The sequence below is a fragment of the Micromonospora sp. 050-3 genome (assembly GCF_046549335.1).
Taxonomy (GTDB): domain Bacteria; phylum Actinomycetota; class Actinomycetes; order Mycobacteriales; family Micromonosporaceae; genus Micromonospora; species Micromonospora trifolii.
Genome location: NZ_JAJPVX010000002.1, coordinates 2263196 through 2288368, shown reverse-complemented (window position 1 = coordinate 2288368; position 25173 = coordinate 2263196). Strand labels below are relative to the sequence as shown.

The following is a 25173-nucleotide window of genomic DNA, read 5'->3' as shown; positions in this document are numbered from 1 at the left end:
ACCTCTTCTGGGTTCTCGACACGGAAGGGCCGCTACGCTCCCGCCACGCCCGCCCGGTCGCCCCTGAGGGGCGCTCGGGCGGGCGTGGTACGGGGGTCGTCGCGGGCCAAGCCCGGTCCGTTTCGGGTAGGGAAGCGACGCGGCGGGGCCGCCACGCGAACGCGGCGACCCCGTCGTCGATCAGTACTTACGGTTGGGCAGAGCTTCCTTGGCCTGCGCGGACGTGAAGGTGGTCTCCTGCGTCTCGATCCGAGCAGGCACCTCCTGGCCGTCCTTGACCTTCTTGGCGAGGTCCATCAGCTGTGGGCCGAGCAGCGGGCTGCACTCCGCGATGAAGTTGAACTTCCCGTCGGCGAGAGCCTGCATGCCGTCCTTGACAGCGTCGATCGTGATGATGGTGATGTCCTTGCCCGGCACCTTGCCCGCGGCGGTGATCGCCTCGAGAGCACCCAGACCCATGTCGTCGTTGTGCGCGAACAGCACGTCGATCTGCTTGTTGGCCTTGAGGAACTGCTCCATGACCTGCTTGCCGCCGGCCCGGGTGAAGTCACCCGTCTGGGAGGCGATGACCTTCAGGTTCGGATTGGCGGCGATCGCCTCAGCGAAGCCCTTCTTACGGTCGTTCGCCGGTGCAGCGCCGGTGCTGCCCTGCAGCTCGACGATGTTCACCGGACCCGAGGCGGTCTTCTTTTGCTCGACCAGCCACTCGCCGGCAAGCTTGCCCTCCTTGACGAAGTCCGAGCCGAGGAAGGTCTTGTACAGCGACTTGTCGGCCGAGTCCACCGAGCGGTCGGTCAGGATGACCGGGATCTTGGCGTCCTTGGCCTCCTTGAGCACGGTGTCCCACCCGGACTCCACCACCGGCGAGAAGGCGATCACGTCGACCTTCTGCTGGATGTAGTTGCGGATCGCCTTGATCTGGTTTTCCTGCTTCTGCTGCGCGTCGTCGAACTTCAGCTCGATCCCGGCCGCCGTGGCGGCCTCCTTGATCGAGATGGTGTTCGCGGTACGCCACCCGCTCTCCGCACCGACCTGCGAGAAGCCCATCGTGATCTTGCCGTCGTCCTTGGTGCCGCCGCCGCCGGTGTCGCTATTGCCGCAGGCCGCCACGCCGCCGACCAGCAGCACGCTGGCGAGGACCGCGGCAGCGCGCCACGGAGCAGACTGCGTTCGCATCTTTCCCATCGAATCTCCTTGGCTGGATGTGGTGGGTAACCGCGCCAACCGCCGAGGTGCGAAAAGCGGCGTACGCGGGTGGTGCGTGCTGGTGCGTCGTGGTGCAGACCGACGGGTCTCGGACGATCGGTGCAGGGTCAGGAACCCGCCGGTGCGACTGGTTGTTGACCGTAGACGTTCTGGTAACGGTCATAAAGAGCATCAATGTCTGCCTGGGCCATCGGGACCGGCTGCCCAAGGGTGTGGGCCAGGTGCGCGGTGCGGGCGACGTCCTCGCACATGACCGCCGCCTTGACCGCCGCGCGGGCGTCGCGGCCGATGGTGAACACGCCGTGGTTGCGCATCAGCACCGCTGGCGAGCGGTGCCCGGCGAGCGTGGCGACGATGCCCTTGCCGATGTCGTCACCGCCGATCAGCGCGAACGGGCCGATCGGGATCTCCCCACCGAACTCGTCGGCCTGCGCCGTGAGGTGGCAGGGGATCGACTCCCCACACGCGGCCCAGGCGGTCGCGTACGAGCTGTGCGTGTGCACGACCCCGCCGACCTCGGGCATGGCCCGGTAGACGTAGGCGTGGGCGGCGGTGTCGCTGGACGGGGCGAAGTCGCCCTCGACGAGAACGCCGTCGAGGTCGCACACCACCATCGTGGCCGCGGTGAGATCGTCGTAGCTCACCCCGCTCGGCTTGATCACCATCAGATCCTGGCCGGGGACCCGCGCGGAGACGTTGCCCGACGTCCAGGCGACCAGGTTGTACCGGGTCAGCTCGGCGTGCAGGCGGGCGACGGTCTCGCGCAGCTCGCCGATCTGTCGGGTCACCTCGGCGTTCACGCCACCACCTCCAGCGGGGCCTCGTGGGTGGTCGCGGCGGTCTCGACCGCTGCGTTGCGAATCGCCCGCAGGCGGAGCATGACGTCGTTGCCGCCACGACCGAAGTGGTCGTGCAGCGCCCGGTACTCGGCGTAGAGGGCGTCGTAGGCGCGGGCCCGCTCGGGGTCCGGACGGTAGACGGCCTCGTGCACCCGACCCATCGCCTGCGACGCCTCGTGGATCGATGGGAACTCACCGGCGGCGACGGCGGCGTGGATCGCCGAGCCCAGCGCCGGCCCCTGCGCCGAGGCGATGATGTTCAGCGGTCGCCTGGTCACGTCGGCGTAGATCTGCATCAGCAGCGCGTTGTTGGTGAGACCACCGGCGATCACCAGGTCGTTCACCGGCACCCCGGCGTCGACGAACGCCTCGATGATCATCCGGGTGCCGTACGCGGTGGACTCCAGCAGGGCCCGGTAGATGTCCGCTGGCCGGGTGGCCAGGGTCATGCCGACGATCATCCCGCTGAGATCGTGGTTGACCAGCAGGGAACGGTTGCCGTTCCACCAGTCCAGCGCGATCAGGCCGTGCGCGCCGACGGGCTGACTCGCGGCCAGCTCGGTGAGGCGTTCGTGCGAGTCGATGCCGGCCGGGGCAGCGTGGTCGACGAACCAGCCGAAGATGTCGCCGACACCGCTCTGCCCAGCCTCGTAACCCCACGCGCCGGGGCTGATGCCGCCGTCCACCACACCGCACATGCCGGCCACCTCGGCGACCTCCGCGCCGTTGACGACGTGGCAGGTCGAGGTGCCCATGATGGCGACCAGCCGACCGGGCTGCACCGCCTGCGCGGACGCCGCGGTGACGTGCGCGTCGACGTTGCCGACGGCCACCGCGATCCCCTCCGGCAGGCCGGTCCAGGCGGCGGCCTGGGCGGTGAGCGCGCCGGCCCGGGCGCCGAGGGGCAGCAACGGGCCGTCCAGCTTGGCCACGAAGTCGCCGAAGTTGGGGTTGAGCGCGGTCAGGAAGCCCTCGGAGGGGTACTGACCGTCCTGGAGGATGCCCTTGTAGCCGGCCGTGCAGACGTTGCGGGTCTCGGTGCCGCAGAGCTGCCAGACGATCCAGTCGGCCGCCTCGATGAAGCGCTCGGCCCGGTCGTAGACCTCCGGGTCCTCCTCCAGGATCTGAAGGCCCTTGGCGTACTGCCACTCGGCGGAGATCTTGCCGCCGTACCGGCCGATCCACGGCTCGGCCCGCTCGTGGGCCAACGCGTTGATCCGGTCGGCGTGCGGCTGCGCGGCGTGGTGCTTCCACAGCTTGACCCAGGCGTGCGGTCGGTCGCGCAGCTCGGGGGTCTCGCACAGCGGGGTGCCGTCGGCGAGCGTCGGCAGCACGGTGCAGGCGGTGAAGTCGATGCCGATGCCGACCACCGCCGCCGGGTCCACCCCCGCGGCGGACACCGCCGCCGGGACGGCGTACCGCAGCACGTCGCGGTAGTCCTGTGGGTTCTGCAGGGCCCAGTCCGGGGGCAGGGTTCGACCTCCCGGAAGCGCCGTGCTGATCACGCCGTCGCCGTACTCGTGCACCGCGGTCCCCAACTCGGCACCATCGCCGACACGGACCACCAGAGCTCGCCCGGACAGGGTGCCGTAGTCGACACCGACGACGTAGCGGTCGTCAGCTCCGTCCACACGGTTCATGTTCACCTCCACCGTTAACGGGGATAGTGTTAACGCTCACATCCAGGCTCGTCAAGACATCTAGCCGCAACAGCTCCGTAACGGAACGCGGAAGTCGGACCGACTCGGGAGGGTAGATAGCGGACCGGTGCAAACCATGTGATTCTGGCGTCAACTGCGGCAGCCATCCGACGAATGGGACCGTCGCCCGGAACGAGAATCGACCGGAGACCCGTCGACAGGCGGCGCGACAGGTCCGGTGCGCCGCACATTGCGGCGTCGCCGTCCGATACCGACCACTTCTCCCCCCGGCAATGATGGCAGCGATAACATTCCCGGGGCGTCGCGGTCGCGTGCTCGGATCCGCCCGACAGCCATCGACGACCATGCGGGCTCATGGCTGAGCGCTCCGGAGGGCGACGCGCCCGGCGCGAAGCCGGACGACAGCCCGGTGTTATCGATAACATTCAACGTCTTGGTGTGCCCGCGCCGCCCGGTCGGCCCACGCGCCCAACGGCGCGTCGGGCGACCCCGGAAGCAAGATCCACTCGCGCTCCTTGATGTCGCGGAATAGGCAGCGGCGTAATCGGCCACCTTCACCAAAGTCGAGTCGATCACGTACTCGCGCCGGCAATCCGCCGCCCTTTCACGTGCTCGCGCCGCCGACCCGCCGCCCGACCACGCACTCGCGCCGCCGGTCGCACGACGCCACGAGCCGGCGGCCCGACCCCTGTGGGCCGAGCCGCCGGCTCTCCGCCTGCGATGGCGGGACCGAGCGCGCCGGTCGGATCAGACCGTCCGGTTGCGGTTGTAGAGGGCCTTGGCCCAGAAGAAGCAGCCCACGCTGATCACGGCGCACCAGACGACCGCGATGACCCCGTTGGCGCCGATCCCGGTGCCCAGCAGCAGGCCGCGAAGGGTCTCCATGACGGGCGTGAAGGGCTGGTAGTCCGCGAACAGCCGCACGGCGGTCGGCATGGAGTCGGTGGGGACGAACCCGCTACCGAGGAACGGCAGGAGGATCAGCGGCATGGGCAGGTTGCTGGCCGTCTCGACACTGTCGCTGACCAGACCGAGGGCGACGGACAGCCAGGTCAACGCAAAGGTGATCATGGCGAGGACGCCGACCGCCGCGAGCCACTCGACAGCGTTGGCCGTGGGCCGGAACCCGACCAGCAGCGCCACGACGATGACGGCCGCGAGGCTGAGCATGGTCTGAACCAGGCTGCCCAGCACGTGACCCGTCAGGACCGACGGTCGGAAGATCGACATCGTGCGGAACCGGGCGATGATCCCCTCGGTCATGTCCATCGCGACCGAGATGGCGGTGCCCTGCGCGGCGCTGACCACTGTGATGAGCAGGATGCCGGGGGTGACGTAGTTGGCGTACTGGGAGCGGTCGCCGGACGGGCCGAGGCCGGCGCCGAGCGTGCCGCCGAAGACGTAGACGAAGAGCAGCAGGATGATGATCGGGATGCCGATGAGCAGGACCGTCATCGACGGGTACCGCCGCATGTGCAGCAGGTTGCGCCGCAGCATGGTGCTCGAGTCGCGGACGGCGAGGGAGAGGGTGCTCATCGCGCGGGAGCCCTTTCGTGGTCGGGTCGGCTGGCCCGGGTGTCAGGCTGACCGGTGAGGGTGAGGAAGACGTCGTCGAGGTCGGGGGTGTGCACGGAGAGCCCCGCCACGCTGATCGAGGCGCTGTCGAGCTGGTCGAGCAGGGATCGCAGCGAACCGACCCCGCCGTCACTCGGCACCTGGAGGGTGAGCGCCGCGTCGTCCCGGGTGGCGGCCTCGAACGTCCGGGCCGCCGAGTCGAGCCCCTCCTGGTCGGCGAACTGCAACACGACGTGGCCGCCCGGGATGAGCCGCTTGAGCTCGCGCGGCGTGCCCTCGGCGATCAGCCGGCCATGGTCGAGGAACGCCACCCGGTCGGCGAGGTGGTCGGCCTCCTCCAGGTACTGCGTAGTGAGCAGGATGGTCACGCCCTCGGCGGCGAGTGCGCGGATGATGTGCCACATGGCCCGGCGGCTGCGCGGGTCGAGGCCGGTGGTCGGCTCGTCGAGGAAGATGACGCGGGGCTCGCCGACCAGGGTCATCGCGAGGTCGAGCCGGCGGCGCATGCCGCCGGAGTACGTCGACACCGGCTTGCCCGCAGCGTCGCTCAGGTCGAACTGGTCGAGCAGGTCGGCGATCCGCCGCCGACCGGCGGCCTTGTCCAGGTGGCACAGGTCGGCCATGAGGGTCAGGTTCTCCCGACCGGTGAGCAGGTTGTCGACGGCGGAGAACTGGCCGGTGACGCCGATCAGCGCGCGTACCGCGTCGGGTTCCCGGGTCAGGTCGTGGCCGAAGACGCGGGCGTTACCGCCGTCGGCGTCGATCAGGGTGGAGAGGATCTGCACTGTGGTGGTCTTGCCGGCGCCGTTCGGACCGAGCAACGCGAAGATGGTGCCCTCGGTGATCATCAGGTCGATGCCGTCCAGCACGACCTTGTCGCCGTAGGACTTGCGCAGGTCGGTGGCGACGATCGCGGGGTTCATGGAGCTGGTCATGGTCTCCTCATTTGTGGTCGGCGGGGCGGTGGGTCAGGCGCGGCGGATCATGATGTCGCCGTAGGAGGTGTTCGCCCGGACCTCGACCGTCTCGTCGGTCTGCGCCGGGCTGTCGGTCGACTCCAGCGCGTTGTGCACGCGACCGTGCTTGGAACTGACGTCGAGCCAGGCCGCGGTCCCGCGACGGATGCCGACCTCGATCGCGCCGTAGGAGGTCTGTACGTCGACCGCGCCGCGGGTGACCTCACCCAGCCGGAGGTTGCCGTAGGCGGTGCGCGCCGTCACCGAGGCCTGGGACGCGTCCACAGTGATATCGCCGTAGGCCGTGTTGATCCGGACGTCGCCAGCGCTGCGGCCGATCCAGCAGTCGCCGGACGAGTTCTTGATCTCGGCGGTGCCGTCGACCGCGCCGATGCGCACCTTGCCGGACGAGGCCTTCACCCGGGCGGAGCCCAGCACACGCTCCACCGCGACCTCGCCGTGGCTACTGTCGATCTCCAACGGCCCGGTCTCGTCGAGTCGGATGCCGCTGCCGGTCTTGATCCGACACTCGCCGAGCCGACCCTCGCAGCGGAACGCCGCCCACGCCGCCTCGGCGTACACCCGTGACCCGGTCGGCACCTCGATCTGGACGTCGACCGACGGCCCGGGGCCGAACCCGTAGCGGCGCCAGCTCTTCGGCACCCGGATCACCAGTCGCCCGGCGGAGAACTCGACGGTGCTCTGTTCGGCGGCGCTCACGTCGGCCTTGCTCGACGGGTCGCGGGGCCGCACCGTCACCACCGTGTCGGTGCGGTCGCTCGCGGCGATCCAGGCATCGCCGATCGGCAGCTCGATCTGGACGGAGATCGGTTCTGGTGTCTCGAAAACAGGCATGGTGGTCTCCCGAATTGTGGTCGGCGAAGGTCGCCGCTGGTCAGCGGCGTGGTGGAAGGGGTACGGGAAGTTAGCGGGCCCAGCCGGTGAAGTGCTGGCCGGAGCGCGGCTCCGGCCGGTGGGGTGGACGACGCTCCGTATCGCCCGCACCGATGGCACCGGCGACGGCGCGCACCAGCCAGGCGTTGACCGAGAGACCGGCGCGGCCGGCGGCGTCCTCGACGCTGGCCTTCAGGTGGTCGGGGAGCCGCAGGTTGATCCGCGAGGTGCCGCCCTCGTCACCGTCGGGCGCGGACACCGGCACCGACAGCGGCGGCGGGCCGCTGGGCTCGCTCACCACCTCGACCGGCAGGCTGGCCGGTGTCACCACGAAGTCGGGCTCGCGCCCCCGCAACCGAACGTGCACCGAACCCGGTGCGAGGTCACGGGTGATCTCGTCGGCCGCGTCCGACAGCGCTTCGAGCAGAGTGAGACGGGTGGCCGCCTCCAACTGCGCGAAGAGTCGTTCGGCCAACGCCCGGGCCTCCGGGTCCACGCCCTCCGCGGCCACGGCGAACTCGTTACGCAGGTTCTCGACGTATGACCTCAGCTCCATGGCACCATCATGGCACCACTTTGGCTCAAAGTGCAACAGTCATGGCTCAGGAAGGTGCCGCCTCGTGGCTCTAGCCGGGGTCAGCTGACTCTCAGACGTCGCCGAAACCCCTTCGGACCAGGTGATTCGCGTCCTCCTGGCTCAGCCCGGAGGCGACCAGGAGGTCACTGACAGTCGTCCGGACCTGTGCCACCACCACCGCACCGGAGAAGCCGACGCCGTCCCGATAGGCGTGCCCGGCCGTCCGAACCGCCTGCAGCGCCTGCTCCCGGGCCCGGTTCGGTTCGTTGCCGGCGGCGAACTGCCGCTTCAGCAGGCGGACCGCCTCGGCGAGATCGGCCACCGCCGTCGGCAACGACTCCGGCACCGGCTCGCCGTCCTCGATGAGCGTCACCGATCGTCGGATCAGGGTGCCGCTGTTGCGCATCGCCCTGTCGATCGGCTCCGCCGCCTGCGCGTAGCGGCCCACCGGCCCATGCCGTTGATGCCAGTACACCGGTGACAGGGTGCTCGCCTCCCGGGCGCCCTGGGTCGCCTCGACGAACGCCTTCAACCGGCCCGCGCTCTGCCGCAGCTCACCCCGGGCGGTACGGGCCCGAGCGGCATCCCGCTCGGTCAGTGCCTCGGCGGTGGCGTCGAGCTGGGACGCGAGGAGATCCAACGCCGGCCGCGCGGCCCGGTTGAGCACCCGCAGCGGGTTCAGCGGCAGCAACACTGCGGTGACCAACAGCGCCACTCCTCCCCCGACGAGCGCGTCCACGAACCGGGGGATCTCCAGATCCCGGACGGCCGGGCTGAGCGTGGCGATGAGCACCGCCGTCGCCCCGGCCTGGATCACCACCGCCGCGCTACCCGCGAGGAAGAGGGCGACGACGATCGCCAGCACGACGATCAGGGCGAGCTGCCACCACCCGGTGCCGATCACCAGGAGGAGCAGGTCGCCGATCAGCACCCCGACGGTGACACCGATGATCAGCTCGACGGTGCGACGCAACCGCTGGCCGACGGACGCGGCCAGAGTCGAGACGGCGGAGATCGGCGCGAAGACCGGCTGCGACACGTGGAGCAGCGAATGCGCCACAAACCAGGACAGCCCCGCCGCCAGGCCAGCCTGGAGGGCCAGGCCGCCGATGGTTCGTACCCGACGGACCCGCTCGCGCAACACGGCCACCACGCGGTCCCACCACCGGGCGACGGTCGACGGGCCCGCGTCCGCTCCGCGCCGACCGGCAGCGACCATGGCGGCACCTACCCCGCCACGACCGGATCAATCCTCGCCGGAACGGCCCCGCCGTCCTCAGCGCGAGGCGAGCGCCTTCTCGGCGTACGCCCAGAGCCGGTCGGCCTCGGCCGGGTCTCGTGCGTGGGCGGAGACCGCGCGAACCGACGTACCCGAAGCGGCAGTGACCGCCGGTCCGGCCCTGCCTGGGTGGTAGCGCCCCGGCCGGTCGAGGTTGAGCGGGTCTGGTTCGGGTAGAACCGGCCCGGCCGTCACCGCGGTCGGCGGACCCGGCGCGTGCCGTCGAGGCTGGGTCGCGGGACAGACGGCGAGACGCCTCGGGGGGACGTTGGATGGACCAGAGCGGTTGAGCGGGCCGGGCAGCTCCGGTGGCGTCGTGGAACTTCGGGTGCACGGAGTCTCCGGCGCGAGTGCCGCACAGGTGCTGGACCAGGGACAGACCGGGCAGGTCGCCGGCGACCGCAGTGGGGGGTTCTACCGGGTGCGCCACCGGTGCCCGGACAACACCGGCGTGCCCGGGGTGACGCTTGAGGCGTACCGCTGGGGTGACCTGCCCTCCGGCACCGTGGCCCGCACCCTGGCGGTGGTCTTCCTGCTCCCCTTCATGCTTGTCAACGTCGCGATCTGGATGCGCCCGGCGAACCCCGGCGCCGAGGCGGTGGTCAAGTCCCTCTGCCGGCTGCTGGCACTCACGCTCACAGTGCTGTACGTGCTCGCCATCGCCGGCGTCGCCCTGGACCTCGTCGGCTGGAAATGTCTGGCGTCGCCCGACTGCCCGTCCGGACGCAGTTGGTTGTCCTGGCTGAGTGGAAGGCCGGTCGGACTGCGGCTGGCGGTGCTCGCGCTGGTCCCGGCCGCCGCGATCGGCCTGATCTGGCGGGTCAGCTGCCGACCGGAGCGAACGTTCGAGGCGTTTCGCGCACCCGATGAGGACGTCTCCGCGTCCCGACTCGGCACCCTCGGTCAGTGGGACGCCGAGCCACTGGTGGGCCGGTTGCGCGCCATCCATGTCGCGGTGGCCTTCGCGACGCTGGACCTCGCACTGCTCCTGGCCCGCGGCGCGAGTGGCGCTTCGGCGGCCACGATCGCGCTGACGGCGGTCACGGGGGTGATCCTGACGGGCTGCGTGGGGCTGCTCTGCACGCCGCCCCTGATCGACCGGGCCCCCGGCGACAAACGGCTCGACCGGGTCACCCGCATCCTCCGGACCGCTGCCATCATCCTGACCGTGGTCGTCGTGGCGCACGTGCTGACCAGTTCGCAACCCTGGCCTGAGGAGCGGGAACTCCCCGGCTACGACTCGACGCTGACTGGTCTGTTCGCGGCCCAGACGACGCTGCTGACCGCGCTGGGCGTGGTGCTGCTCTGGCAGCAGTGCCGGGAGCGCAGCGCCATCCCGCTGTTCGGGCTGGGCGCTCTCGTGGTCGCCGCCACCGGGATCAGCATGGCGGTGGCGTACTCGGCCGAACTGGTCGGCCGGGTGGCGGATTTCCTGGATCGCGACGTGCCAACCGCGGAGGGCGTCGCCGCCGGCCCACCCCGGGCCTACGTCTGGGCGATCTACGGCTTCTTCCGCGCGGTGCTGATCACCGCGATCGTCGCCGGCCTCGTCATCCTGATCTCCCGTCGCGGTCGACGGCGGGCCGCCGCGGCGATCGTCGCGCGCGACTTTCCGAACCCGCCGGCCGAGGCAGGGCCCCGACTGCGGCAGGTCCGGGACGCGATAGCCCGGGCTCGCTTCACCGAGAAACTGGTGCCGTTGGCAGTGGTCTACGGCTGCCTCGCCGGACTCGGTACGGCCACCACCACGATCGGCCTGCTCGGGCAGTTCCCGGGCGACGTCATCGAGCGGAACATCGGAGTGCCGGCGACGGCGATCACGTTCGCCATCGTGTTCGCTGCCTGGGTGGTCGCGGCGATCATCCTCGGCCTGATCATCGGCGGCATCTTCGCGTACCGGACCGAGCCGTACCGCCGGCACATCGGTGTGCTCTGGGATCTTGGCACGTTCTGGCCCCGGGCCGCCCACCCGTTCGCGCCGCCCTGCTACGCCGAGCGGGCCGTGCCGGAGCTGGTCCGCCGGATCACCTACCTCGTCGAACGCGGCGACGCGGTGCTGCTCACCGGGCACAGCCACGGCTCGGTCCTGCTCGCCGCCACTGTGCTCCGGCTGCCGCCCCAGATCGGCGACCGGGTCGCCCTGCTCACCCACGGATCTCCGCTGCGCCGCCTCTACGCACGACTCTTCCCCGCCTACGTCGACGACGCGGCACTGCACGAGATCGGCCGGCGGGTGGGTTGGCGCTGGGTGAACCTGTGGCGCGACACCGACCCCATCGGTGGCTGGATCTTCTCTCCGAGCCCGTCACCCGCGTCGTTCAGCACCGGGGACCCGGCAACCGGAGTGGATCGCCGACAGGCTGATCCCGGCGGCCTGGTGGCGCCCCCCGGCGACAGCGTCGCCCCAGCCATCCGCGGGCACTGGCCGGGCGAGTCGGACGAGCCGTTCACCGAGGCGGTACAGGAGTTGGTGCGGCGCCTCGGTGGGCGGGCCGGACCGCCCGGGACGTCGAGGTAGCGGTCCGGCTCAGTGTCCCCGGCCCGCCCGGGTACGCCAGTCGTCCAGGCCGGTGCCGGCGAGGCGGGCACCGTCGGCCGGGACGAGGGAGCGTTCGCCCAGCTTGGCGCCGAAGTACCGGGCGTCGGGGTCGGCCACCACCGAACGACGGTCCTTTTTGTCGGCGAGGAGGGATCGGCCCAGTTCGTCGAGGCGGAACTGCTCCGGGCCGGCGACCTCGACCACGGAGTTCGTCGGCGCGCCGAGCGCGGCCTCGGCCACCGCGGCCGCGACGTCGTCCGCGGCCATCGGCTGAATGAGCACCGGTGCGAGGTGCACTGTGTCGCCGTCCGTGGCGGTGTCGATGATGCCCTGGAGGAACTCGAAGAACTGGGTGGCGTGCACCACCGAGTACGGGAGTCCGGACGCGACGATGAGCTTCTCCTGGGCGACCTTCGCGCGCATGTACCCGCTGTCCGGGATCCGGTCGCACCCCACGATGGAGAGCGCCACGTAGTGGTTCACCCCAGCGTCCGACGCGGCGGCGAGGAGCGTCCGGGTCGAGGTCTCGAAGAACTCCAGTACGGCGGCGTCCTCGAACGACGGCGAGTTCGACACGTCGACGACGACCTCGGCGTCGGTGAGCGCATCGGCCACTCCCTCGCCGGTCAGGGTGTTCACGCCGGTCTTCGGCGATGCCGGCACCGCCTCGTGACCCTGGGCGCCGAGGCGGTCCACGAGCTTGGAACCGATGAGGCCGCTGCCCCCGATGACGACGATCTTCATGGCCGAACCACGTCCTGTCTGCACTGAGTTGAATCGTGCTGCCAACCAGTAAGACGGAAAGCGTGCGCGGATGCAGGACAATCGCCAGAGAACAGTTCAACGGAGATCAGGAGGTCGACGTGGCCACGGTGTCCCACCCGGTGTTCGCTCGGGTCTACGAGCGGCTCAGCGTCGCCATGGACCGCGCCGGCACGGCGGCGTTCCGGCGGGACCTGGTCGCCGGCCTGTCCGGCCGGGTGATCGAGATCGGTGCGGGCAACGGGCGAATGTTCGCCCACTACCCGGCGGGGGTGACCCAGGTCCTCGCTGTCGAGCCGGAGCGGCGTCTGCGTGCCGCTGCCGAGCGCGTCGCGTCGGCCTCGCCGGTTCCGGTCACTGTCGTCGACGGTCTGGCCGAGTCGCTGCCCGCCGGGGACGGCGAGTTCGACGCGGCGGTGGTCGCGTTGGTGTTGTGCACAGTGCCCGATCAGGCGAGCGCGTTGGCCGAGATCAGCCGGGTGCTGCGCCCCGGGGGCCAGGTGCGGTTCTTCGAGCACGTGGCCGCCGAGGAGTCCACCGGTCTGCACCGCGCCCAACGACTGGTCGACGCCACGCTCTGGCCGAAGCTGTTCGCCGGTTGCCACACCAACCGCGACACCGTCGCCGCGATCGGCGCGGCCGGCTTCGAGGTGGAGGAGCTGCGCAGGTTCCGTTTCCCGGCCACCAGCAACAGTCCCTCCTCCCCCTGCGTCCTCGGCCGAGCGGTCAGGCCGGTCCCGACGGTCCAGCGATAGGCCGAAATCCGCTCGGCCGCCTGGCCGCACCGGCCCGCCCGTCGCGGAGGCGGCGAACACGAACGCGAAAGTCGGTCCAATTCAGATAGATACACCTCGGCTATTGTTTCCGTTTTGCCCACATTTGAACACCTGGCGTGATGTGGTGGTCAGCGCGCTTATCGGCGCCATACAGCCGTATCACGCAGGACGCCACTCGCTGGACGTCTCCTGCGAGTAGTACCCACGGAGGGTGTTCTGTGACAGCTAAACCCAAACATTGGCTACGGCGGCGGGTGGTCCTGCCGACGCTCGCGGCTGGCGCCGCCGCCACGGTGGCAGCAAGCCTGCTGCTCTTCAGTTCGACCGCCGCCAACGCCGCGGACGCACCGGTCAATCTCGGAACGGCGGCCGACTTCTCCGTCCTGGCCGGAGCGGAGCCCACAAACACCGGCCCCAGCTTCCTGGCCCAGAGTCTCGGGCGATTCCCGGGAAACACCTCGTCCGGGTTCGGAACGGCAACCATCGGCGGCGAGGTGCACCTCGGCGACGCTGTCGCACTCCAGGCCCAGAGCGACCTGACCATCGCCTTCAACGACGCCGCCGGCCGGACCCCGTTCACCAACCTTCCGGCGGAACTCGGCGGCAACACGCTCAACGCCGGGGTCTACCGGATCGGAGCGGCCCAGCTGACCGGAGCGTTGACGCTCAACGGCCAGGGCGACCCGTCGGCCGTGTTCATCTTCCAGGTCGACTCCTCGCTGACGACGGCGTCGAACAGCAGCGTCGTCCTGACCAACGGGGCGTCGGCCTGCAACGTGTTCTGGAAGATCGGCAGCTCGGCGACGATCGGCACCGGCACCACGTTCGTGGGCACCATCATGGCTCAGGCCGCGATCACGATGGCCACGGGCGCGACCCTCCAGGGCCGCGCGCTGGCGCGCACCGAGGCCGTCACCCTGGACACCAACACCATCACCGCACCGATCTGCGCCGGGCCGACGGGCCCGCCCGGACCGACCGGCCCACCCGGGCCCACCGGCCCGCCCGGCCCGTCCGGCCCGCCCGGTAGCCCCGGCGCACCCGGCAGCCCGGGAGCACCCGGCAGCCCAGGAGCACCCGGCAGCCCAGGAGCACCCGGCAGCCCAGGAGCACCCGGCAGCCCAGGAGCACCCGGCAGCCCAGGAGCACCCGGCAGCCCAGGAGCACCCGGTAGCCCCGGAGCACCCGGTAGCCCCGGAGCACCTGGTCCGTCCGGACCCCCCGGACCTCCCGGGAAACCTGGTGGCGGCGGCAAGCACCCCATCCTGCCGGTGACCGGCAGCGGTGCGGTCCCGGCCATGACCGGCGTCGGAAGTGTGATGGTCGTGCTGGGCGCTGTCGCGTTCTTCCTGGCCCGGCGTCGACGCCTGGAGTCCTGAACGGTGGCCCGGCCGGTGTGATCCCGGCCGGGCCACGTCACGTCGTCGGCCCGCTCCCCATCGGGAGTGGGCCGACGACGTTCGCGCGCCTCACCGGCGGGGCAGCCCGGCCAGCCAGACGTCCAGCTCCGCTGGGGAGCGCAGCAACACCACGGGCGGCGCGGACGGGTCGGCCTGCCAGGCCCGCATCCGCCGTCGGGCCCGGCCGAACGCGGTGACGTGCCACACCAGGATCGAATCCGGGGACAGCACACTGCTCAGCGACTCGCGGTTGCCGTTGCAGATCACCTCGCCGGTGACCACCCGGCGGACGGTGCGGCGGAGCAACCGTCCGAACGAGCGCCATCGTGGATAGTCCAGGCCGACGACCAGGTCGGCGCGGGCCATCGGGACGTCCCGCCAGCCGTGGTACGCCCCGTCGATGATCCAGCGGTCCCGTCGGCAGACCTCCTCGATCCGGCTGCGCTGTTGGGCGACCGGCACCTCGACCCAGCCCGGTTGCCAGAGCAGATCGTCCACCGGATACCACTGCAGTCCGAGGTGTTCGGCCAATCGCGCCGCGAGGGTGGACTTGCCGGAGCCGTACACCCCGTAGACCAGGATGCGACGCGGTGCGCTCATCGCGGCAGCGTACGTCGTGAAGGAAAATCGGTTGTCGTGCCTGGCGCGCCTCGGCCAGAGTGTCATCCATGACGTACTGACGGACTCCACCCCCTGCTCCGCGCCACCGGTGACGCCTCCCGGGGGCCGTGACGCCGTCCGCTTTCGCGTTTGCAGCCAGAGATGAGCCTCCTTGTCCCAGCACCACCTCCCTCGGGAGGCCCTGCCCCCGTCCGCCCCGGCCACCGTCACGGTGTTCGCCTCACCCGCGAGCTGGATCGAGTCCGATGCGCTCGCACAGTGTCAACAGGTCGCCGCCCTGGACGGCATGCGGCACGTCGCCGCGATGCCGGACCTGCATCCCGGCAAGGGCGCGCCCATCGGCGCGGCCATGGCGTCGACAGTGCTGTACCCGTTCCTGGTGGGTTCCGACATCGGCTGCGGCATCGCCGTGTTTCCGATCAAGCTCAAGCGGGTCGTACCGGAACGGCTCGCCGCCCGGTTCCCCGACCTCGACCAGGCGCTCGACCCGGTACGCGACGCCGACGACCCCGCCTGGGCCGCCGTCGACGGTGACGTTCCGGCCGGTCACCTGGACGGTCTCGGGACGGTGGGCCGGGGCAACCACTTCGTGGAGCTGGCCCGCGTCGACACCGTCTTCGACGTACGGCACGCGGGCCGACTCGGGCTCGACACGGGCGATCTGGTGCTCATCGTGCACAGCGGTTCCCGTGGCCTGGGCGAGCGGATCCTGCGGGCGCACACCGAGGTCCACGCCGCCGGGGCGGCGCCCGACCCCGCCGCCTACCTTGGCATGCACGACGACGCCGTGCGTTGGGGTTCGCTCAACCGCCGGGTGCTGGCCGCCCGGGTGGCGCACGCGTTGGGGGCCGAGCCCACCGCGTCGATCGTCGACCAGTGCCACAACCTGGTCGAGGTCCGGGACGGGGTCTACCTGCACCGCAAGGGCGCGGCGCCGGGCGACGGGCGCGATGTTCTGATCGCCGGTACCCGGGGAACGGCGTCCTACCTGGTGGCCGCGCACGCCGGGCCGGAGGCCAACCATTCGGTGGCCCACGGCGCTGGCCGCAAGATGTCTCGCGCCGACGCCCTGCGGCGGGGCCGGGCCAAGCACACGGTCGAGGAGCTACGCCGTACCCCGGTGGGATCGCTTGTGGTGTGCGGTGATCGGCAGCTGCTCTTCGAGGAGGCGCCCACCGCGTACAAGCGCATCGAGCAGGTGATCGCCGACCTGGTGGAGCATCAGCTGGCCACGCCGGTGGTCAGCACGACGCCAGTGGTCACCTACAAGACTCCCGACCTCGGGTCCGCCGCACGGCCGGACCGGCGGGGCCACCGTGGCCGGCGAGGCCGGTCATGACCGCGTTCCTGTTGTTGTCGGCCGGGCGTGGGCCACAGGAGTGCGCCTGGGCACTGAGTCAACTGCTGCACCGGCTGCGCGGCGAGGGCGTCCGCCGAGGTCTGACGATCCAGCAGGTCGAGGCGGTGCCCGGCGACCGCGCCGGCACCTACCGGTCGGTGCTGATCCGGATCTCCGGCGTCGACGCCGAGGCGTTCGCGGCCTCCTGGACCGGCACGCTGTGCTGGCAGGCCCCCAGCCCGTACCGGTCGGGCGTCGGCCGGAAGAACTGGTACGTCACCGCCCAGCCGCCCGAAAGCGACGCCCGGCCGACGACGTTCCGCGAGGCGGACGTCGACATCGTCGCCTGCCGCACGGGTGGGCCGGGTGGTCAGCACCGGAACAAGGCCAGCACGGCGGTACGCGCAACGCACCGCCCTTCGGGCCTGGTGGTCGTGGTGGACGAGGAGCGTCAGTTCAGCCTCAACCGCCGCATCGCCTTGGACCTGCTGCGCCAACGCCTCGAGCAGGGCGACGAGGCGGCGCGACGTGCCGTCACCACCGCCCGGTGGCGCATCCACGACGAGCTGGTTCGCGGCGATCCGGTGCGGGTGGAACGTCCGACGCCCCGGTGACCGGGAGGCCAGCGGCTCAGACCTCCAGCACCGCGTCCGCGAATGCCTGCGGCGCCTCCTGCGGCAGGTTGTGCCCGACGCCGCCCCCGACGGTCCGGTGCTCGTACGGGCCGGCGAACTGCTTGCCGTAAACGGTGGGCTCCAGGTGCGGCGCACCGTTGGCATCCCCCTCCAGGGAGATGCTGGGCACCGTGATCTTCGGCTTGGCGGCCAGGCGCTCCTCGATCTCCTCGTACTGCGGCTCGCCGTCGGCGAGGGCCAGCCGCCAGCGGTAGTTGTGGATGACGATGTCGACGTGGTCGGGGTTGTCGAACGCCGCCGCGCTGCGGTCGAACGTCGCGTCGTCGAACGTCCATTTGGGCGACGCGGTGTGCCAGATCAGCTTGGCGAAGTCGCGCCGGTTCTTGTCGTACCCTTTCCGGCCGCGCTCGGTGGCGAAGTAGTACTGGTACCACCACGCGAACTCCGCCTTCGGCGGCAACGGCACGGTGCCCGACTTCTGCCCGTCGATCAGGTAACCGCTGACCGAGACCAGCCCCCGACAGCGTTCGGGCCACAGCGCGGCGACGACGTCGGCGGTCCGCGCGCCCCAGTCGAATCCGGCGAGCTTCGCGGTGTCGATCTTCAGGGCGTCCATCAGGGCGATGAGGTCGAGCCCCATGGCCGCCGGTTCGCCGTTTCGCATCGTGTCGTCGGAGAGGAACCGGGTCGTGCCGTAGCCCCGCAGGTACGGGACGACGACCCGCTGACCGGCGGCGGTCAGCAGCGGCACGACGTCGGCGAAGCTGTGGATGTCGTACGGCCACCCGTGCAGGAGGATCACCGCGTCCCCGTCAGGCGGGCCGGCGTCCACGTAGCCGACGTTCAGCACTCCGGCCTCGACCTGTCGCAGGTCAGTGAACCCGCCAGCGGCCCTTGCCATCGACTTCTCCCCGCGTTCGGACCTGCTCGGATGTGCTGATCACGCCCGAATCTAACGACCTGCCCGGAGTCTGAGCACCGTTCACACAAGGACCGCTCGACGGATGCCGAACTGAGTAGAATGCCCGCTCCCGCGGACGTTCCCGGTGGAGGTCGTGGGGTCGTAGCCGGATGACCGTAGGGTGATGGCATGGCTGAGCGACCTCTGACCCTGATGGCGGTGCACGCCCACCCCGACGACGAGGCGACGAGCACCGGCGGCGTCCTTGCCCGTTATGCCGCCGAGGGGGTCACCACCGTGCTCGTGACCTGCACCGACGGGCGATGTGGGGACGGCCCGGGTGGGGTCAAGCCGGGTGAGGAGGGGCACGACCCGGCCGCCGTGGTGGCGATGCGCCAGGCCGAGCTGGAGGCCAGCTGCGCCACGCTGAACGTCACTCACCTGGAGACCCTCGGTTACGCCGACTCCGGGATGATGGGCTGGCCGACCAACGACCTGCCCGGCGCGTTCTGGACGACACCGGTGGCGGAGGCGGCGGCCCGGCTCGCGGAGCTGATTCGGCAGTACCGGCCGGACGTGATCGTCACGTACGACGAGAACGGTTTCTACGGCCACCCGGACCACATCCAGGCTCATCGGATCACCATGGCCGCGGTCGAGCAGACGGACGTCCCGGCGAAGGTCTACTGGACCACTGTGCCGCGTACGGCGTTCGCGGAGTTCGGCCGGATCATGAAGGAGCTCGGCGTCGAGTGGGCCGAGCCGGACGCGGCGTCCGAACCGGGGCCGCAACTCGGCCTGCCCGACGACGAAATCACCACCTGGGTCGACACGAGCAAGTACGGCGCGCAGAAGTTCGACGCGCTGGCCACTCACGCCAGTCAGACCGAGAACATCTTCTTCCTGCAACTGGGCCAGGAGCGGTTCACCTAGCTGATGGGCGTGGAGACCTTCGTGCGGGTCCGGGACCGGACTGGCGCGCCGACCCCCGAGGACGACCTCTTCGCCGGTCTGCGCTGACCTATCCGGGTCAGTCGCCGCAGCGCTGCCGGGCGCCGAGCGCGTGAGCGACTGTGCCGCAAGGCGTCGCGTGAGAGCACTGGTCGGCCCCGGTGCGCCTGGCCGGCAGGGCAAGGCTGCGATGTGTCAACGCAACCTCGCCCGCCCGGCCCCGCCGCCCTTACCGGCCCGCCACCATGTCCTGCCCGCCGCCCTGCCCGGTGGTCGAAAGTTTCGGCCTCCAGCGGCGCAGCACCCCGCAGGTCATGTGATGAATTTCCGGAAGTTTTCAGCGTTGACGGCCAGACATAGATCGGCTTAACGTTTCGAGCGGGTTTCCGGTTTCCGGCCGGAACTACCGGCGTCACCCCACCAGCTCGCGTCTCCACCCGGCCAACACCGGACCCTCACCTCCTAGATCGACGTCTATCTATTGATCGTCTGGAAGGGCAGGCAGGCACATGAAGTTAAGACAGTGGTCGACCGTCGGCCTCGTCGCCGTCGCGACCATCGCCACGCTGAACACGGTGCCGGCGACCGCGAGTCGGCCGTACGACCCGACGACGCAGAGCCTCGGCACCCTCGGCCTGCGCCACGGCCTGCACGTCGGCACCGCGGTGAACATGGATGCCCTCAACGACGCCAGCGACCCGCAGTACCGCAAGCTGGTCTCCTCCGAGTTCGCCTCGGTCACCGCCGAGAACGTGATGAAGTGGGAGAGCCTGGAGCCGACCCGCGGCACCTACAACTGGGGGCCGGCCGACCAGCTCGTCGAGTTCGCCAAGCGCAACCGGCAGAGCGTGCGCGGTCACGTGCTGGTCTGGCACAACCAACTGCCCGCCTGGTTGACCAGCGGCGTGGCCGACGGTTCCATCAGCAAGCAGGAGTTGCGCGAGCTGCTGCGCAAGCACATCACCACAGTCGTCAACCGCTACAAGGGCAAGATCTGGCAGTGGGACGTGGTCAACGAGGCGGTCAGCGACCCGTGGGACACCCCGTCGACCCTGCACTACAAGGGCTTCTGGGCGCAGAACCTCGGGCCCGGCTACATCGCTGACGCGTTCCGCTGGGCGCGGGCCGCCGACCCGAAGGCCCTCCTGTTCTACAACGACTACAACATTGAGGCGTTCGGCTCGGGCAACCCGGCGGACGACAAGACCCAGTTCGTGTACGACATGACCAAGAGCCTGCGCGCCCAGGGTGTCCCGATCGACGGCGTCGGCTCCCAGGGCCACCTGGGCACCCAGTACGGCAACTTCGACACCCTCCAGGTGACCGCCGCGCTGAAGAAGTTCAGCGGGCTCGGCGTCGCGACCGCGTTCACCGAGGTCGACGTCCGCAGCCAGCTGACGGAGGGCGTCCAGGCGGGCAACTCGGAGGAGATCAACCCCCGGCTGCAGGCGTCGGCCGCGAACTTCAGCGTGCTGATGAAGGCGTGCCTCGCCGTGCGGAGCTGCCTGTCGTACACCGTCTGGGGTTTCAGTGACAAACATTCGTGGGTGCCGGGCTGGTTCGACGACCCGCCGGAGGGCCTGGCCACCATCTACGACGAGAACTACCAGCCCAAGCGGGCGTACCAGGAGTTGAAGTCCGACCTGATCTTCGCGGGGCCGCCGTACGTCCTGCCCCGCATCGCACCCAGACCCCGCCGCTGACGCCCACCCCGACCTAGGGCCGTGTGGAGCTTTCCGAAGCTCCACACGGCCCTTGTGCCACCACGGACGTCGGCGTTCAACTCACGTTCGGTGGTTCCGCCGCGCCATCCGGACGCCATCGGAGGGCTGGTGCCGGATCTGCCGGTTTATTGATGGTGTTGGTGTCACTATGGCAGGCGTGGGAACTGCGAAAACTGCCATGCCTGCGATCTCGCCGCTCACCGGCGATCCCATCAAGCGGGCCGATGCCGAGCGGCTAGCGGGGGTGCTGAAGGCCTTCGCCGATCCGGCGCGACTCCGGTTGCTCAGCCTGATCCAGTCCGCGCCGGAAGGTGAGGCGTCAGTGAGTGACCTCACCGCGGCGCTCAATCTCTCCCAGCCGACTGTGAGTCATCACCTTCGGATCCTCACCGAGGCCGGCCTACTCGAACGCGACAAGCGCGGGGTCTGGGCGTACTACCGCCTGGTGCCCGCCGCGATCGCGCAGATCGCCGACCTGTTGACGCCGCCCAGGAAGCGGGCGACGAAGAGGGCCCGCTGACCGGGCCGGGAGGCCGGCTCGTCACATCCGCTCCAGCGTGCGGATGCCGAGCAGCTGCAGCCCCTGCCGCAGGGTCCGGGCGGTCAGCTCGGCCAGCAGCAGCCGGCTCTCCCGCAGCTCGTCCGGGGCACGCAACACCGGGCAGCGCTCGTAGAACGCGTTGAACGCGGTCGCGAGTCGGTGCAGGTAACTGGCGACCTGGTGAAACTCGAGACTCCGCTCCAGCTCGCCGACCACCCCGGCAAAGCCGAGCAGCTCGACCGCGAGCGCGCGCTCCGCCGGCTGCCCCACCACTATGGGTGCGTCCGGCCGCATGGCGGTCCCGGCCCGCCGTAGCACCGACCGGATCCGGGCGTACGCGTACTGGAGGTAGGGCGCTGTGTTGCCGTCCAGCGCCAGCATCCGCTCCCAGTCCAGGACGTAGTCCTTGGTCCGGTCAACGGACAGGTCGGCGTACTTGATGGCACCGATGCCCACCGCCCGGCCGATCTCGTCGGCGGCGTCGGCGTCGAGTTCCGGGTTCCTGCTCAGGGCAAGGTCGGTGGCGCGGGCGACCGCCTCCTCCAACAGCCCGACGAGTTTCACCGACTCACCCGCCCGGCTGCGCAGCATCCGTCCGTCGGCACCGAGGATGGACCCGAAGCCCAGGTGCTCGGCCCGGGCCGGCGGGCAGAGCCAACCGGCCGCCTGGGCGACGGCGAACACCATCGCGAAGTGCTGCCGCTGCGGTAGGCCCACGACGTACAGCAGCCGGGTCGCGCCCCACTCGCCGACGCGCTGCCGCAGCGCGGCCAGGTCGGTGGCCGGATAGCCGTACCCGCCGTCGCTCTTGCGCACGATCAGCGGCAACGGCTCGCCGTCCCGAGCGGTGAACCCGGGCGGAAAGACGCACTCAGCCCCACCGCTGGGCAGCAGCATCCCCAGCTGATCCAGGTCGTCGACGACGTCCGGCAGCCTGTCGTTGTAGGCGCTCTCACCCCGAAAGTCGGCCCCGGACAACGTCACGTCGAGCAGGTCGTACACGGTCAGGAAGTACCGCTCGGACTGCGTCACCAGCAGCCGCCACAACCGCCGGGTCCGCTCGTCGCCGCCCTGCAACGCGACCACCCGCAGCCGCGACCGCTCCTGGAACGCCTCGTCGGCGTCGAACTTCACCCGAGCCGCCCGGTAGAAGGTGTCCAGGTCCACCATCGACAGGTTCTGCGCGGCCTCGGCCTCACCCAGGTCGAGCAGATGCTCGATCAACATGCTGAACGGTGTCCCCCAGTCACCCAGGTGGTTGGCCCGCACCACCCGGTGCCCGAGCCAGTCCAGCAGCCGCACCGCCGCGTCGCCGATGACTGTGGAGCGGAGATGCCCGACGTGCATCTCCTTTGCCACGTTGGGCGCCGAGTAGTCGACCACAACGGTCTGCGGCGTCGCCGTCGACGGCACGCCGAGCCGGGCATCGCCGGCCAGCCCGGCCACCAGGTCGGCCAGGGCCCGGTCGGCAACCGTCAGGTTGAGGAAACCAGGCCCGGAGACCTCCGCCGACACCCCGACGTCGTCGAGCACCACATGCGCCAGCACCTCCGCGGCGATGTCGCGCGGCGGGCGGCCGAGCCGCCGGGCCAGCGCCAGCGCCGCGTCGGACTGGAAGTCCGCACGCGGAGACCGCCGCACGAGCGGGTCGACCGGGCCGCCGGCCACCGCCGCGAACGCCGGCGCCAGCCGGTCGGACAACAACTTTTCAAGATCCATGAGTACGCCGATCTCGCTCGGACCCGCGCCGTCACGCGAGCCGTTGACGGGGAGATACGGGCGGACCGAGGACGACCAGCGAACGACCGGCGGCTCGATCCGCCGGTCGCAGGAAACAGGTCAGCGCGGGCGGGCGACGGATCGCCGGCGTCGCCCCGTACCGACCTGGACGTCACACGACAGTCCGGTGCACTGAACGATCACGCTGGTCATGCGTGGCAGCCTAGCGGCCCGGCCGACGCGACGACACAGAGATTCCCGTGGTCCGGCCGCTGCCCGAGGCGCCGCGTGGTCGTTTCAGTCGACACCGGGCAGGGAACTGCTTCGGGACAGACGAGGGGTGATTATGAGCCGATACACACCACTGCCGATGGCCCGTACGCGACGCGCGCTCGCACTGCTCGGCACCGTCGCACTTGCCGCTGCCTGCAGCTCCACCGAGGATCCGCCCGGCTCGGCCCCGGCGACCACCTCGTCGGCCACCGCGTCGGCGCCGGCACCCGCGACCGACCCACCGTCCCCGAGCGCGAGCACCCAGGTGACCATCCCGACCTCGGCCTTCGTCGAGTTGCCCGCCGAGCTGCGGAAGTCTCCGCGACGGACGACGCCCGTCGAGGAGGCCCTGCCGAAGCTGTGCGGCAACGAGTTCGGCACCGGCGGCCGGCAGGTCACCGCGAGCGCCGCGATGACCGTCACCTACCAGAAGGCCGGCGAGCCCTCCAGCAACGTGCCGCAGGGGATGATCCACCAGACCATCTTCACCTTCGACGGCGACGGCGCCTCGGGTTACCTGGGCCGTCTCCGCACCGCCGTGCAGGCGTGCCCCTCGTACGACCAGTCCGGAAACCGCGTCACCGTCAAGAGCAAGGCGCTGCCCGGGGTCGGCGACGAGGCTCTGCTGCTGACCCTGACCTGGCCCGAGACGAGCCTGAACGGCGAACGCACCGGCGGCACCGCGTCCAGCCAGATCGCGGTGGCCCGCGTCGACAGCGCGGTGACGGTCTTCGACGACGAGGGGTGGGAGGGCACCAGCGGCAACCCCGCCATCCTGGACCGGGTCGTCCGTGACGGCGTACGCACCATCGACGCCTGGCAGCGGTAGTTCATCCGGCCGCCGTCAACGCGGGCTTCCACCGATCGGTCCGACCCTGGGTCAGATCATGGACACCAGGACGCAAGCTGTGCTCGCGCCTGGAGACTTGGGGATCTCGGTCCACAGTGGGGGCTGCTGCCCGCATGCGGCAGCCTGCCGGGCCATCAGCACTGGTCGGTGGAGGAGGTCGTCATGTCCGATGCCCAGGAGACGAAGGCACCGTGGCTTCCGCCGCGGTGGTTCATCCGGCTGGCCTGGTCGGTGCACCGGGGCCTGTACCGGGCTTCCGGCGGCCGATCCGGGCTGTGGCGACCCCGCGCGAACCGTTGGGGCACGCTGCGGCTGACCACGATCGGGCGACGCACCGGCCAGCAGCGCAGCGTCATCCTCGCGTACTTCGAGGACGGTCCGAACCTGGTCGGCGTGGCGATGAACGGGTGGGGCGAGGGCGCTCCCGCCTGGTGGCTCAACCTCCAGGCCCACCCGGACGCGTCCGTCGATCTGGTCGACGGGCGGCGGCCGGTCCGCGGTCGCGTCGCCACCGACGACGAGCGGTCGCGACTGTGGCCACGCTGGCGCGACGCCGACAAGAACTTCGACGCCCACGCCGCGCGGCGGCGCTCCGAAACCGCGGTGGTGGTGCTGGAGCCCCGATCGGATGGCGACTCAGGTCAACGGCCGAAAGCGAGGTAGAGACCCAGGCCGAAGTTCACGACCAGGATGATCGCGCCGACGACCGCGAACCAACGCTGCCAGGCTGTCCACCGGACCGTCCGCTGGGACTCGGCGAGGCCCGCCTCCTCCACCCGCACCGCCGCGATCCTCTCCCGCTCAGTGGCATCTCGGCGGTCCGCGGTCACGTTGCTGCCGAGCAGGTTGACGTTGGCGCGTAGCTCCTCGGTCAGAGACCCGAGCGCCTGCGTCATCGAGTCGATTGAGCCATTGATCTTTCGCAGGTGCTCGTCGTGCCCCTGCAGACGCTGCTCGATCCGGCCCGCGTCCATACCGCGGGCGTAGGCCGCCGACTTTTCCTCGGTGTTCTCCGGGCTTGTCATCGTGGACCCGCCCGCCGGGGCGTGGTGCTCGTAAGACGCATCCGCCACCTCCTACTGACCCCGCACCGCCCGGTCCCTTATACCAGTGGTACCACTTTCAGGCCCAAGACGCCACTGCTCGGATCCGACA

23 protein-coding genes are annotated in these 25173 nt (G+C 70.4%); 10 read left to right on the top strand and 13 right to left on the bottom strand.

The genetic code is table 11. The annotated features are described in order from the left end of the window. Positions 1 to 180: 180 nt before the first annotated feature. The 8 genes from ACLJOK_RS25620 to ACLJOK_RS25585 form a co-directional block, all read right to left on the bottom strand. Positions 181 to 1185: an ABC transporter substrate-binding protein gene (locus tag ACLJOK_RS25620; RefSeq protein ID WP_410821133.1), complete on the bottom strand. Its 1005-nt coding sequence runs from the start codon at positions 1183 to 1185 to the stop codon at positions 181 to 183. A 128-nt stretch (positions 1186 to 1313) separates the two neighbouring features. Then, on the bottom strand, positions 1314 to 2006 hold the full coding sequence (locus ACLJOK_RS25615; protein WP_238682221.1) for an L-ribulose-5-phosphate 4-epimerase: 693 nt from the start codon (positions 2004 to 2006) through the stop codon (positions 1314 to 1316). Beyond that, positions 2003 to 3685: a ribulokinase gene (gene araB / locus ACLJOK_RS25610; RefSeq protein ID WP_410821132.1), complete on the bottom strand. Its 1683-nt coding sequence runs from the start codon at positions 3683 to 3685 to the stop codon at positions 2003 to 2005. Before araB ends, ACLJOK_RS25615 begins: the two co-directional genes overlap by 4 nt. Positions 3686 to 4453: 768 nt before the next feature. After that, positions 4454 to 5242 carry an ABC transporter permease gene (locus ACLJOK_RS25605; RefSeq protein ID WP_410821131.1) on the bottom strand — a complete coding sequence of 263 codons (789 nt, stop codon included), beginning with the start codon at positions 5240 to 5242 and terminating at the stop codon, positions 4454 to 4456. Then, entirely contained in the window at positions 5239 to 6216 is a 978-nt protein-coding gene (locus tag ACLJOK_RS25600; protein WP_410821130.1) for an ATP-binding cassette domain-containing protein, read from the bottom strand. The genes ACLJOK_RS25605 and ACLJOK_RS25600 overlap by 4 nt, the downstream gene beginning before the upstream one ends. A 33-nt stretch (positions 6217 to 6249) precedes the next feature. After that, a complete protein-coding gene (locus ACLJOK_RS25595; protein ID WP_410821129.1) occupies positions 6250 to 7092 on the bottom strand; it encodes a DUF4097 family beta strand repeat-containing protein in 843 nt (280 codons plus the stop codon). A gap of 70 nt (positions 7093 to 7162) precedes the next feature. Then, entirely contained in the window at positions 7163 to 7687 is a 525-nt protein-coding gene (locus ACLJOK_RS25590) for a hypothetical protein (RefSeq protein ID WP_410821128.1), read from the bottom strand. Between the two features lie 91 nt (positions 7688 to 7778). Continuing rightward, positions 7779 to 8927: an FUSC family protein gene (locus ACLJOK_RS25585; protein ID WP_410821127.1), complete on the bottom strand. Its 1149-nt coding sequence runs from the start codon at positions 8925 to 8927 to the stop codon at positions 7779 to 7781. 376 nt (positions 8928 to 9303) lie between these two features. On the opposite strand from ACLJOK_RS25585, the gene ACLJOK_RS25580 reads away from it, so the two are divergent. Then, positions 9304 to 11505, top strand: a complete 2202-nt coding sequence (locus tag ACLJOK_RS25580; RefSeq protein WP_410821126.1) for a hypothetical protein — start codon at positions 9304 to 9306, stop codon at positions 11503 to 11505. A gap of 9 nt (positions 11506 to 11514) precedes the next feature. Here ACLJOK_RS25580 and ACLJOK_RS25575 read toward each other — a convergent pair whose 3' ends face one another. After that, positions 11515 to 12270 (bottom strand): SDR family oxidoreductase, encoded by a 756-nt coding sequence (locus ACLJOK_RS25575; protein ID WP_410821125.1) that lies wholly within the window; start codon positions 12268 to 12270, stop codon positions 11515 to 11517. A 119-nt stretch (positions 12271 to 12389) separates the two neighbouring features. Between ACLJOK_RS25575 and ACLJOK_RS25570 the strand changes: the two genes are divergently transcribed. Further along, positions 12390 to 13043, top strand: a complete 654-nt coding sequence (locus tag ACLJOK_RS25570) for a methyltransferase domain-containing protein (protein WP_410821124.1) — start codon at positions 12390 to 12392, stop codon at positions 13041 to 13043. Between the two features lie 239 nt (positions 13044 to 13282). Beyond that, positions 13283 to 14443: an ice-binding family protein gene (locus tag ACLJOK_RS25565; protein WP_410821123.1), complete on the top strand. Its 1161-nt coding sequence runs from the start codon at positions 13283 to 13285 to the stop codon at positions 14441 to 14443. A 90-nt stretch (positions 14444 to 14533) separates the two neighbouring features. On the opposite strand, the gene ACLJOK_RS25560 is transcribed toward ACLJOK_RS25565, so the two are convergent. After that, positions 14534 to 15064, bottom strand: a complete 531-nt coding sequence (locus tag ACLJOK_RS25560) for an adenylate kinase (RefSeq protein WP_410821122.1) — start codon at positions 15062 to 15064, stop codon at positions 14534 to 14536. Positions 15065 to 15236: 172 nt separating this feature from the next. Between ACLJOK_RS25560 and ACLJOK_RS25555 the strand changes: the two genes are divergently transcribed. Both ACLJOK_RS25555 and prfH read left to right on the top strand, forming a co-directional pair. Further along, positions 15237 to 16424: an RNA ligase RtcB family protein gene (locus ACLJOK_RS25555; RefSeq protein WP_410821121.1), complete on the top strand. Its 1188-nt coding sequence runs from the start codon at positions 15237 to 15239 to the stop codon at positions 16422 to 16424. After that, positions 16421 to 17038: a peptide chain release factor H gene (prfH, locus tag ACLJOK_RS25550; protein ID WP_410821120.1), complete on the top strand. Its 618-nt coding sequence runs from the start codon at positions 16421 to 16423 to the stop codon at positions 17036 to 17038. Before ACLJOK_RS25555 ends, prfH begins: the two co-directional genes overlap by 4 nt. A gap of 16 nt (positions 17039 to 17054) precedes the next feature. Here the strand turns inward: prfH and ACLJOK_RS25545 are convergent, their stop codons facing one another. Continuing rightward, positions 17055 to 17960 (bottom strand): alpha/beta fold hydrolase, encoded by a 906-nt coding sequence (locus tag ACLJOK_RS25545; protein ID WP_410821119.1) that lies wholly within the window; start codon positions 17958 to 17960, stop codon positions 17055 to 17057. A 189-nt stretch (positions 17961 to 18149) separates the two neighbouring features. On the opposite strand from ACLJOK_RS25545, the gene ACLJOK_RS25540 reads away from it, so the two are divergent. From ACLJOK_RS25540 to ACLJOK_RS25530, 3 genes are all read left to right on the top strand, one after another. After that, on the top strand, positions 18150 to 18893 hold the full coding sequence (locus ACLJOK_RS25540; protein WP_410821118.1) for a PIG-L family deacetylase: 744 nt from the start codon (positions 18150 to 18152) through the stop codon (positions 18891 to 18893). A gap of 527 nt (positions 18894 to 19420) precedes the next feature. Then, positions 19421 to 20614, top strand: coding sequence for an endo-1,4-beta-xylanase (locus tag ACLJOK_RS25535; protein WP_410821117.1), 1194 nt, complete (start codon positions 19421 to 19423; stop codon positions 20612 to 20614). A 199-nt stretch (positions 20615 to 20813) separates the two neighbouring features. Next, a complete protein-coding gene (locus tag ACLJOK_RS25530) occupies positions 20814 to 21155 on the top strand; it encodes an ArsR/SmtB family transcription factor (protein ID WP_112585316.1) in 342 nt (113 codons plus the stop codon). Between the two features lie 21 nt (positions 21156 to 21176). Here the strand turns inward: ACLJOK_RS25530 and argS are convergent, their stop codons facing one another. Then, entirely contained in the window at positions 21177 to 22895 is a 1719-nt protein-coding gene (gene argS / locus ACLJOK_RS25525; protein WP_410821116.1) for an arginine--tRNA ligase, read from the bottom strand. 346 nt (positions 22896 to 23241) lie between these two features. On the opposite strand from argS, the gene ACLJOK_RS25520 reads away from it, so the two are divergent. Together ACLJOK_RS25520 and ACLJOK_RS25515 are read left to right on the top strand one after the other, a co-directional pair. Then, positions 23242 to 23997 (top strand): hypothetical protein, encoded by a 756-nt coding sequence (locus ACLJOK_RS25520; protein ID WP_410821115.1) that lies wholly within the window; start codon positions 23242 to 23244, stop codon positions 23995 to 23997. Between the two features lie 183 nt (positions 23998 to 24180). Then, positions 24181 to 24681, top strand: a complete 501-nt coding sequence (locus ACLJOK_RS25515) for a nitroreductase/quinone reductase family protein (protein ID WP_410821114.1) — start codon at positions 24181 to 24183, stop codon at positions 24679 to 24681. On the opposite strand, the gene ACLJOK_RS25510 is transcribed toward ACLJOK_RS25515, so the two are convergent. Then, positions 24660 to 25091, bottom strand: a complete 432-nt coding sequence (locus ACLJOK_RS25510; RefSeq protein ID WP_410821113.1) for a hypothetical protein — start codon at positions 25089 to 25091, stop codon at positions 24660 to 24662. The two genes, ACLJOK_RS25515 and ACLJOK_RS25510, sit on opposite strands and share 22 nt — an antisense overlap. Between the last annotated feature and the right edge of the window lie 82 nt (positions 25092 to 25173).

Coding starts and splice junctions, on each gene's coding strand:
- ACLJOK_RS25595 (WP_410821129.1), bottom strand. CDS start 7,092: ATGCCTGTTTTCGAGACACCAGAACCGATCTCCGTCCAGATCGAGCTG.
- ACLJOK_RS25600 (WP_410821130.1), bottom strand. CDS start 6,216: ATGACCAGCTCCATGAACCCCGCGATCGTCGCCACCGACCTGCGCAAG.
- ACLJOK_RS25620 (WP_410821133.1), bottom strand. CDS start 1,185: ATGGGAAAGATGCGAACGCAGTCTGCTCCGTGGCGCGCTGCCGCGGTC.
- ACLJOK_RS25575 (WP_410821125.1), bottom strand. CDS start 12,270: ATGAAGATCGTCGTCATCGGGGGCAGCGGCCTCATCGGTTCCAAGCTC.
- ACLJOK_RS25605 (WP_410821131.1), bottom strand. CDS start 5,242: ATGAGCACCCTCTCCCTCGCCGTCCGCGACTCGAGCACCATGCTGCGG.
- ACLJOK_RS25560 (WP_410821122.1), bottom strand. CDS start 15,064: ATGAGCGCACCGCGTCGCATCCTGGTCTACGGGGTGTACGGCTCCGGC.
- araB (WP_410821132.1), bottom strand. CDS start 3,685: ATGAACCGTGTGGACGGAGCTGACGACCGCTACGTCGTCGGTGTCGAC.
- argS (WP_410821116.1), bottom strand. CDS start 22,895: ATGGATCTTGAAAAGTTGTTGTCCGACCGGCTGGCGCCGGCGTTCGCG.
- ACLJOK_RS25535 (WP_410821117.1), top strand. CDS start 19,421: ATGAAGTTAAGACAGTGGTCGACCGTCGGCCTCGTCGCCGTCGCGACC.
- ACLJOK_RS25540 (WP_410821118.1), top strand. CDS start 18,150: ATGGCTGAGCGACCTCTGACCCTGATGGCGGTGCACGCCCACCCCGAC.
- ACLJOK_RS25545 (WP_410821119.1), bottom strand. CDS start 17,960: ATGGCAAGGGCCGCTGGCGGGTTCACTGACCTGCGACAGGTCGAGGCC.
- ACLJOK_RS25520 (WP_410821115.1), top strand. CDS start 23,242: ATGAGCCGATACACACCACTGCCGATGGCCCGTACGCGACGCGCGCTC.
- ACLJOK_RS25515 (WP_410821114.1), top strand. CDS start 24,181: ATGTCCGATGCCCAGGAGACGAAGGCACCGTGGCTTCCGCCGCGGTGG.
- prfH (WP_410821120.1), top strand. CDS start 16,421: ATGACCGCGTTCCTGTTGTTGTCGGCCGGGCGTGGGCCACAGGAGTGC.
- ACLJOK_RS25585 (WP_410821127.1), bottom strand. CDS start 8,927: ATGGTCGCTGCCGGTCGGCGCGGAGCGGACGCGGGCCCGTCGACCGTC.
- ACLJOK_RS25590 (WP_410821128.1), bottom strand. CDS start 7,687: ATGGAGCTGAGGTCATACGTCGAGAACCTGCGTAACGAGTTCGCCGTG.
- ACLJOK_RS25530 (WP_112585316.1), top strand. CDS start 20,814: ATGCCTGCGATCTCGCCGCTCACCGGCGATCCCATCAAGCGGGCCGAT.